Origin of the sequence: Tepidimonas sp., assembly GCF_029335975.1 — a bacterium.
Lineage (GTDB): Bacteria > Pseudomonadota > Gammaproteobacteria > Burkholderiales > Burkholderiaceae_C > Tepidimonas.
In genome coordinates this window covers 1-9,130 of sequence record NZ_JARJMT020000115.1, presented here as the reverse complement: position 1 = coordinate 9,130, position 9,130 = coordinate 1, and the positions used below count along the sequence as shown (strand labels likewise).

8 protein-coding genes are annotated in these 9,130 nt (G+C 67.0%); 4 read left to right on the top strand and 4 right to left on the bottom strand.

The window, feature by feature from the left end; translation table 11 throughout:
• Window positions 1–140: 140 nt before the first annotated feature.
• The 3 genes from P3W97_RS11055 to P3W97_RS06370 are packed head-to-tail and all read left to right on the top strand — an operon-like array spanning window position 141 to window position 3,737.
• A complete protein-coding gene (locus P3W97_RS11055) occupies window positions 141–338 on the top strand; it encodes a hypothetical protein (protein WP_367184598.1) in 198 nt (65 codons plus the stop codon).
• On the top strand, window positions 335–1,261 hold the full coding sequence (locus P3W97_RS06375; protein WP_300844905.1) for an OmpA family protein: 927 nt from the start codon (window positions 335–337) through the stop codon (window positions 1,259–1,261). The genes P3W97_RS11055 and P3W97_RS06375 overlap by 4 nt, the downstream gene beginning before the upstream one ends.
• Before the next feature lie 49 nt (window positions 1,262–1,310).
• A complete protein-coding gene (locus P3W97_RS06370; protein WP_300844903.1) occupies window positions 1,311–3,737 on the top strand; it encodes a UvrD-helicase domain-containing protein in 2,427 nt (808 codons plus the stop codon).
• 45 nt (window positions 3,738–3,782) lie between these two features.
• On the opposite strand, the gene P3W97_RS06365 is transcribed toward P3W97_RS06370, so the two are convergent.
• From P3W97_RS06365 to P3W97_RS06355, 3 genes are read right to left on the bottom strand one after another with little or no spacing between them, the layout of a single operon-like run.
• A complete protein-coding gene (locus P3W97_RS06365; RefSeq protein WP_300844901.1) occupies window positions 3,783–4,553 on the bottom strand; it encodes a BPSS1780 family membrane protein in 771 nt (256 codons plus the stop codon).
• A gap of 16 nt (window positions 4,554–4,569) precedes the next feature.
• Window positions 4,570–5,523, bottom strand: coding sequence for a homoserine kinase (locus tag P3W97_RS06360; RefSeq protein WP_300844899.1), 954 nt, complete (start codon window positions 5,521–5,523; stop codon window positions 4,570–4,572).
• 6 nt (window positions 5,524–5,529) lie between these two features.
• On the bottom strand, window positions 5,530–5,898 hold the full coding sequence (locus P3W97_RS06355; RefSeq protein WP_300844897.1) for a hypothetical protein: 369 nt from the start codon (window positions 5,896–5,898) through the stop codon (window positions 5,530–5,532).
• A 41-nt stretch (window positions 5,899–5,939) separates the two neighbouring features.
• Between P3W97_RS06355 and polA the strand changes: the two genes are divergently transcribed.
• Window positions 5,940–8,699, top strand: a complete 2,760-nt coding sequence (gene polA / locus P3W97_RS06350; RefSeq protein WP_300844895.1) for a DNA polymerase I — start codon at window positions 5,940–5,942, stop codon at window positions 8,697–8,699.
• Window positions 8,700–8,730: 31 nt separating this feature from the next.
• Here the strand turns inward: polA and P3W97_RS06345 are convergent.
• Window positions 8,731–9,130 (bottom strand): methyl-accepting chemotaxis protein (locus P3W97_RS06345; RefSeq protein WP_300844893.1); only part of this gene is annotated, 400 nt, incomplete at its 5' end.

The window sequence follows — 9,130 nt, the reverse complement described above, 5'->3', positions numbered from 1 at the left end:
AGGTCGCCTGCGGGGAACTGTTCGTGACCGTCAAGCACCTGGCGGTGGCCCAGATGACCACGTTTAACGGCAATTTGCAGTCCAACTTGGTGTACAAGCCCTAGGCCGTCAAGCTGGAGCGCCGCACCGAGCAGCGCTTCGTGCTCATGAACATGGTGTTGCATGGCATTTCGATGATGTGCGCGCGCCGCAGCCCGTCGCTTATGCGCGAGACGCTCAACTCCTTCGTCGCGCACCACGAAGACGAAATCCGCGACACCACACCGGGCCCGACGGCGCCCGGCGGTGGCACTGGGGCCGCGCGCGCACCTGGCCGGCCCGAAGGGCGCACGCCGTGAACGAGCGCCAGTTGCACGAAGCCCTGGGCCGCGCCCTGGAGGCGGCGCGCAACGGGACGGCCGGCGCCCCGAGGCCGACGCCTGAGCAAGCACCCGCCCAAGTGCCCACTGCGCCGTCCCGGCCCAGCCCCCTGCAAAAAGGGCGCTACCAGCGCTGGCACGCCGACCCCGACCCTGTGCCGGAGGAAGAAGCCTGGCTGATTACCTACCTGGATGTGGTGACCCTGCTGCTCGTCATGCTGGTGGTGATACTGGCGTTTTCGGAGCCGATCAAGCGCAAGCCGCCGCTGGGCCGGCCCGAGGCGCAGGGGCAGGTGCCGGCCGTGGCTGGTCAGGTGCTGCCCGGCGGCGGGGGCAGCATTGTGCCGCCGCTCGAGCGGCCATCGGCCACGCCTGGTCCCGGAACACACCCCGCCGAGCAACGCCAGCCCGATGCGCCTGAACCGCGACCGGGTGCCGATGCCCCGCCTGCGGACCAGCCTGCCGCGTCTGCGCCGCTCGCGCTCGGGGACCTGGGCCAGGACATCCAGGTGCTGGTGCGGGATGAGGGGGTGAGCTTGCGTATCCCGTCCGAAGTGCTGTTCCCCTCTGGCGAGGCGGTGCTGACCCCGGCGGGGCAGGCCATCATCGATCGGCTGCTGCCCGCCTTCAACCGTGTGCCGGACTACACCATCGTGGTGGAGGGCCACACGGACAACATTTCCATCCAGACCGCCCGTTTCCCCTCCAACTGGGAGTTGTCCGCCGCGCGGGCCAGCAGCGTCGTGCGCCAGCTCGAGGCCCGGGGCCTGAACCCGACACGCCTGCGCGCGACCGGTCTGGCGGATACACGACCGCTTGCCTCCAACGACACGCCGCAGGGCCGCGCGCTCAACCGGCGTGTGGAGATCACGCTGGAGCCGCCGCAGCGCCTGCGCAACTGAGGCCGCCGCTGCGGGGCTGTTGAGCGCAGCCGCTGCCTACAATCGTGATATGACCGATTCGTTCGCCGACGGGACCAGCCCGCATCGGGCCCCACCGTCCCTGCCGCCCGATCATCCGCTGCTGCACGCGCTCAACCCGGAACAGCTCGCCGCTGTCACCTTACCGCCAGTGCATGCGCTGGTACTGGCCGGCGCTGGCTCGGGCAAGACACGTGTGCTCACCACCCGCATCGCCTGGCTGCTGGCCACAGGGCAGGCCTCGCCCGGCGCCATTTTGGCGGTGACCTTCACCAACAAGGCCGCCAAGGAGATGGTGGCGCGCCTGTCGGCCCTGCTGCCGATCCATGTGCGCGGCATGTGGATCGGCACCTTCCACGGCCTGTGCCATCGACTGCTGCGCGCGCACCATCAGTTGGTGGGGTTGCCGGCAACCTTCCAGATCTTGGACACGCAGGACCAGCTCAGCGCGATCAAGCGGCTGCTCAAGGCCCTGGGTATCGACGAGGAGCGCGTCAAACCCAAGGAACTGCAGTGGTTCATCGCTGCGGCCAAAGAGGAAGGGCGACGTCCGCCAGACATGATCGCGCGCGACGAGGACACGCGGCAGAAAATCGAGCTCTACCATCGCTACGAGGAGCAGTGTCAGCGCGAGGGGGTGGTGGACTTTGGCGAGCTGATGCTGCGCTCCTACGAGCTGTTGCGTGACCACGAAGCCCTGCGGATGCACTACCAGCGGCGCTTTCGCCACCTGCTGATCGACGAGTTTCAGGACACCAACCGGCTGCAGTATGCGTGGATCAAACTGCTGGCCGGCAACGAGTCGGGGGGGCGCTTCGTCCCATGCGGCAATGCGGTGATGGCGGTGGGCGACGACGACCAGAGCATCTACGCCTTTCGCGGTGCGCGCGTGGGCAATATGAGTGACTTCGTGCGCGAGTTTGGCATCGACGCCCCCATCAAGCTGGAGCAAAACTACCGCAGCGTCGGGCACATCCTGCACGCGGCCAATCACCTGATCGACCACAACCGCCAGCGCCTGGGCAAAAATCTGCGCACCGAGCAGGGCGAAGGCGACCGGGTGCGCGTCGTGGAGCTGCCCAGCGACTACGACGAGGCACAGTGGGTGATCGACGAGATTCGCCAGCTCATGCGCCAAGACGGTGTGCCGCCGCAAGAGATTGCGCTGCTCTACCGCAGCAACGCCCAGAGCCGGGCGTTGGAAGGCGCACTGTTCAACGCCGGCATTCCGTATCGTGTCTATGGGGGGCTGCGCTTCTTCGAGCGCGCCGAAATCAAACATGCCTTGGCCTATCTGCGCTTGCTGGAAAATCCGCATGACGACACCAGCTTTTTGCGTGTGGTCAATTTTCCGCCGCGCGGCATCGGGGCGCGCACCATCGAGCAACTGCAGCAGGCCGCGCGCGAGGCGGGCTGCTCGCTGCACGACGCCGTTACCGCCGTCGGGGGCAAGGGCGGCGCCCATCTGGTGGCATTCGTGGCCAAGCTGGATGTGATGCGCGAGCGCAGCGCAGGCCGTCCGCTGCGGGAAATCATCGAAGGGGTGCTGGTCGACAGCGGATTGCTGGAACACTATCGCGCCGAGCGCGAGGGGGCCGAGCGCATCGAAAACCTGGAAGAACTGGTCAACGCTGCAGAGAGTTTCGTGCGTCAGGAAGGCTTTGGCCGCGAGGCGGTCGCGCTGCCGCTGGACGAAACTGGGCCGGTGCTGCCGCTGTCCACCGGGGCGCAGACCCAGGCCGATGGCAGTGAGACGGTAAGCCCCTTGGTCGCCTTTCTGACCCACGCCGCGCTGGAGGCTGGGGATCACCAGGCGCAGAGCGGACAGGCGGCCGTACAACTGATGACGGTGCACGCGGCCAAAGGGCTGGAGTTCGACGCCGTCTTCATCACGGGTTTGGAGGAAGGGCTGTTTCCGCATGAAAACAGCTTATCCAGCCTCGACGGGCTGGAGGAAGAGCGCCGCTTGATGTATGTCGCCATCACGCGGGCGCGCCGGCGGCTCTATCTGACCCACGCGCAGACCCGCATGCTGCACGGGCAAATGCGCTACCACATCCCCAGCCGGTTTTTGGACGAATTACCGGAGGACAGCTTGCAATGGCTCAGCCCGCGCCGAGGTCGCGAAGCGGGTGGCTTCGGCGGCGCCTGGGCGATTGGAGGGGCTGCGGCATCGTCCCTACAGCCCGCCTGGGGCCGCAGCGGTCTGAACGACGATCGACCGGCTGGTATGGCGGCTATTCCGATCTCCCGGGCAACGGTGCGCAGCGAGCCGGCCGTCAGCGCCAGCGGGGCCGAGATATGCACCGGGATGACGGTCTTTCACAGCAAATTTGGCGAAGGCCGGGTGCTGGCCATCGAGGGGCAGGGGGCCGATGCCCGAGCCCATGTGGACTTTCGGCGCCACGGCACCAAGTGGCTGGCGCTGGCCGTCGCCAAGCTCACCCCCGTGGTCTGATCGCGTGCTCGCCCGCCAGTGGCTGCGGGTCTGCTCGGGCAAGCGTCAGGCGGGCGGCTCGCCTTCGTCGGTCAGGAAGCTGTCGCGGAAGGTGAAATACAGCGATGTGAAGAACGCCGCGCTCAGCAGCGATGCCACCGGAAACACCAGCACCTGCATCGCTGTCGTTCCCCCCAGTGCAGACGCCAGCAGCACCAGTATGAGCGACACCCCGAGGAACACGGCCGACCAGCCGAGCATGAAAAGCAGCAGCGCCCCTTTGTTGGTCCAGCAAGCCACCAGGCTGAAAAACAAGGCCTTGACGGGATGGATGCCATGCCAATGGACCAGGGCCGGGGCATGCCAGAACATCAGGCCCAGGGGAATGTAGAGGACCGCCTGCCAGGCCAAGTTGCGCAGCACGGCAGGCTCGTTCAGCGTGGTCTCGGTCCCATCGAGGGTCGTGACGATGGGTGCGCCAGACAGCCAGGCCGACAGCGCCATCACCGCAGCGGACCCCAGGGCATACAGCCCGCCGAGCAGCAGCATGGCCCGCACGCGCTCACGGCTGGCGCGAAAGGCGCTGGCCAGCACCGCAGGCATGGGAAAGCGGCCGCTGTCGGCCTCTTTGGTCGCAGCCATCAGACCCAGCGTGGCCGCCGGCAGCAGTGCCAGGGCCAGGGGCGCGCCCAGCAGCGGTACCATCGCAAGCACGCTCACTCCCATGATGAACATGAAGAACAGCCCTGCCATGGCCAGGGGCTGGCGAATAAACGTACGCAGGCCCAGCCGGACCCAGAGCAATCCGGTGCGGGCGGGAACGCGGTGCAGCTTCATCGGGGGTGTGTGGGGATCAACACTCGGCCAGGCGGGCGCGCAGCACCCGTTCGAAATGGGTGGGATCGTGCGGTTTGAGCACGGCTGCTTGCCGGGGCAGGTACCAGTCCCACAGGCGCGAAATCCAGAACCGCAGCGCACCGGCACGGCGCATCGCGGGCAGCAGCTCGCGCTCGGCGGCGGTCAGTGGGCGGATCGATTGGTAGGCGTCGAGCAGGGCCTGCGTACGCACGGGGTCCGTCGCGCCGCGGGTCAGGTCGATACACCAGTCGTTCAGGCACACCGCAATGTCGAACAGCCAGGTGTCGCAACCCGCGAAATAAAAATCGAACAGACCGCTGAGGCGCCCGTCCTCGAACATGACGTTGTCGCGGAACAGATCGGCGTGGATGGGACCTCGCGGCAAAGCCTGGTACGCAGGGGAGGCAGCGACGTGGTTTTGATAGGCCAGCTCGGCCGTCAGCAGCGCCGCTTGCTCCGGGGTCAGGTGAGGCAGGATCACCGGCGCAGTCTCGTTCCACCATGCCAGCCCACGCAGATTGGGTTGCTCGCGCTCGTAGTCCTGACCCGCCAGGTGCATGCGCGCCAGCATTGCGCCGAGTTGGGCACAGTGCTCTGGGCCGGGGGCTGGCTCGTGGTGGCCGTGCAGCCGGTTGACCACGGCAGCAGGCTTGCCCCGCACCGTATGCAGGATGGCACCGTTCGCATCGGCCTGCGGATCCGGCACGGGGATGCCCTTGCCCGCCAGATGCTTCATCAGATAGAGGTAGAACGGCAGTTGTTGCGCGGACAGCCGCTCGAACAGGGTCAGTACCCATTCGTGCCGTTGGCCGTCGCGCTCGCTGCTGACGAAATAGTTGGTGTTTTCGATGCCCCCGGCGCAGCCTGCCATGTCGACCAGGCGGCCCAGGCCGAGCCGCTGCATCAGGTCTGCGGCCTCGTCGCGGCCCACCTCGGTGAAGACAGCCATGGCGGGTCAAAATGCCAGCACGCGCCAGCGGCGCGATCCAGCCCCCGAGCGCTGGTCCTCGACGCCAGGGTCGATCGGACGGACCTCGTATCCCGGCAGGGCGGAGCGGGTGTGCACATCGATCGAGCGGGTTTGGCCGCCGACGCGCAGCTCCTCGATGCGGCTGTGGCCGTCTTGCTGCACCAGGCGCTCGACCTTGGGCTCCGGCGCCATGGCCGTTGCTGTCGGCGGAGGGCTGCCGGCGGGCTGCGCCGTCGCAGCGCAGGCGAGCAGCACGGCAGCCACCCCAATGGCGCAGCGCGGCTGCAGGGGAAATCCAGCGTCCTTGGCGGGACGCTGGCCATCTGGCGTGTGGGAGCGGGACGGTCGAGGCATAACAGGCCGATTGTAGGCAATCGGCCATGCACAATAGCGCCATGACCGATCGCGACCCCGCTGCCCCGCTGCTCGTGCTGGTGGATGGCTCCAGCTACCTGTACCGTGCCTATCACGCCATGCCTGATCTCAGGGCCGTGCCTGGCGATCCCTCCAGCCCCGCGACCGGGGCCATCCGCGGCATGATCAATATGCTGCAAGCTTTGCAAAAGGAATATCCCTGTGACCACATCGCGGTCGTGTTCGATGCGGCTGGTCCGACATTCCGCGACGCACTCTATCCGGACTACAAGGCGCACCGCGCCCCGATGCCGGATGAGCTGCGTGGCCAGATCGGCCCCATTCATGAGGTCATTCGCCTGCTCGGGCTGGCTGTACTCGATGTGCCCGGGGTGGAGGCCGACGATGTGATCGGCACCCTGGCCAAGACGGCGGCATACCAAGGCTGGCGCGTGATCGTCTCCAGTGGCGACAAGGACCTCAGCCAACTGGTGGACGATCGCATCACCATCATCGACACCATGACGGGCAAGGTGCGCGACGTCGCCGGGGTGGAGGCGGAGTTTGGCGTGCCTCCCCGCTTGATGGTGGATTTTCAGGCCCTGGTGGGTGACGCCATCGACAATGTGCCTGGCGTGGAGAAGGTTGGGCCGAAGACGGCGGCCAAGTGGTTGCGGACCTACGGGTCTCTCGACGCCATCGTTGCACACGCCCACGAAATCCAGGGAGCGGTCGGCGCTCACCTGCGGCGCGCCTTGGACTGGCTGCCCACCGCTCGCCAATTGCTGACGATACGCACCGACTGCGATTTGGATGGCCATGTGCCCGGCTTGCCGTCGTTGGAGGCGCTGCGCAAGCGCGCGCCCGACACCGACGCGCTGCGCTCGTTCTATGAGCGCTATGGCTTCAAGGGGCTGGCCCGGGCGCTGGGCGGCGAAGCTGCCCCAGCCCCCACAGCGGCGCAGGTTGCGCTGTTTGGCGATCCGCCGCCTGCGCCCGCTCTGCGCTACGAGACGGTGCTGGACTGGGCCGCGCTCGACGCATGGCTGGCCCGCCTGCGCACTGCGCCCCTGGTGGCGTTGGACACCGAAACGACCTCCCTGGATGCGATGCGTGCCCGCCTCGTGGGGCTGTCGGTCAGTGTGGCACCGGGCGAGGCGGCGTATATTCCCCTCGCCCACGACGGCCCGGGCGCGGCGCAGCAGTTACCGCTCGATGCGGTGCTGGAGCGGCTGCGCCCCTGGCTGGAGGATGCCGCTGCCCCCAAGTGCGGGCAACACATCAAATACGACCGGCATGTCCTGGCTAACCATGGTATCGAGGTGCGCGGCTATGTCCACGACACCCTGCTGCAGAGCTATGTGTTGGAGGTGCACCTGCCCCACAACCTGGAAAGCTTGGCCGAACGTCACCTGGGGCGCCGCGGCCTGAGCTATGAGGATCTGTGTGGCAAGGGAGCGGCGCAGATTCCGTTTGCGCAGGTGCCGCTGGAGCGCGCTGCCCCCTACGCCTGCGAGGATGCGGAAATGTGCCTGGCCGTGCATCAGGTGCTGTGGCCCCGCCTGCAGACCGAGCCGGCCCTGCTGCGCATCTACGAGTTGGAGCTGGCCGTCTCCGATGTGCTGTTTCGCATGGAGCGCCAGGGGGTGCTCATCGATGCCCAGGCGCTGCAACGGCAAAGCCAGGCACTGGGTGAGCGCATCGCCGCGCTGGAGGCCGAGGCGCACGCGCTGGCGGGCCAGCCGTTCAACCTGGGCTCTCCCAAGCAGATCGGTGAAATCTTCTTCGGCAAGCTCGGCTTGCCTGTGATCAAGAAAACCGCCACCGGCGCACCCAGCACCGACGAGGAGGTCTTGGAAAAGCTGGCCGAGGACTATCCGCTGCCCGCGCGCGTCCTCGAGCATCGCAGCCTGTCCAAGCTCAAGGGCACCTACACCGACAAGCTGCCTGGCATGATCCACCCGGTTACGGGGCGGGTGCACACCCACTATGGACAGGCCGTGGCCGTCACGGGGCGGCTGGCCAGCAACGACCCCAATCTGCAGAACATCCCCATCCGCACGCCCGAGGGGCGGCGCATCCGCGAGGCCTTCGTCGCGCCCCCGGGCTGGTCCATCGCCAGCGCTGATTATTCGCAGATCGAGCTGCGCATCATGGCACACCTGAGCGAGGACGCAGCCTTGCTGCGCGCGTTTACCGAAGGCCAGGATGTGCACCGCGCCACCGCCGCCGAGGTATTTGGCCTGCCGCCGCAGTTGGTCAGTCCCGAGCAGCGCCGCTATGCCAAGGTCATCAACTTCGGGCTCATCTATGGCATGAGCGCCTACGGCTTGGCCAAGGCGCTGGGTATCGACGCGACAGCAGCCAAAAACTACATCGAGCGCTACTTCGAGCGCTTTGCAGGAGTGCGTCACTACATGGACAGCACGCGCGCCCAGGCCAAAGCGCGCGGTTATGTGGAGACGGTATTCGGCCGCCGTCTGGTCCTGCCCGAAATCAACTCCCCCAACGGGCCGCGGCGGGCCGCAGCCGAGCGCGCGGCCATCAATGCGCCGATGCAGGGCACGGCCGCCGACCTGATCAAGATGAGCATGGTGGCGGTTCAGCGCGCGTTGGACGAGCAGCAGCGCCGCACCCGCATGGTGCTGCAGGTGCACGATGAATTGGTGTTCGAGGTGCCACCGGACGAGATCGACTGGGTGCGCACCGAGGTGCCGCGCCTGATGGCCGCCGTCGCAACCTTGCGTGTACCGCTGGTGGCCGAGGTGGGGGTTGGTGCCAACTGGGAGCAGGCGCACTGACCGACGGCAGGCGGCGAAGCGCCGTGCCGTTTCATCCCAGCCGGAAGCGGCCCACCCGCTGCATCAGCTGCTGCGCCTGCTCGCGCAGCGTGTTTGCAGCCGCTGATGCCTCTTCCACCAAGGCAGCATTTTGTTGCGTCACTCCATCCATGAGCGCGACGGCCTGGTTGATCTGCCCGAGTCCATTCGCCTGTTCGGCGCTGGATGTGGCGATTTGGCGCATCAACTCCGTGACGCGTTCGATGCTCTGCACGATTTCGGCCATCGTGGTGCCGGCAGCATCCACCTGGTCTTTGCCGGTGCCCACCTTGGTCACCGAATCGCTGATCAAGGCCTTGATCTCGCGTGCGGCCTCGGCACTTCGGCTGGCCAGATTGCGCACTTCTGAGGCCACCACAGCGAAACCGCGTCCTGCCTCGCCGGCGCGGGCC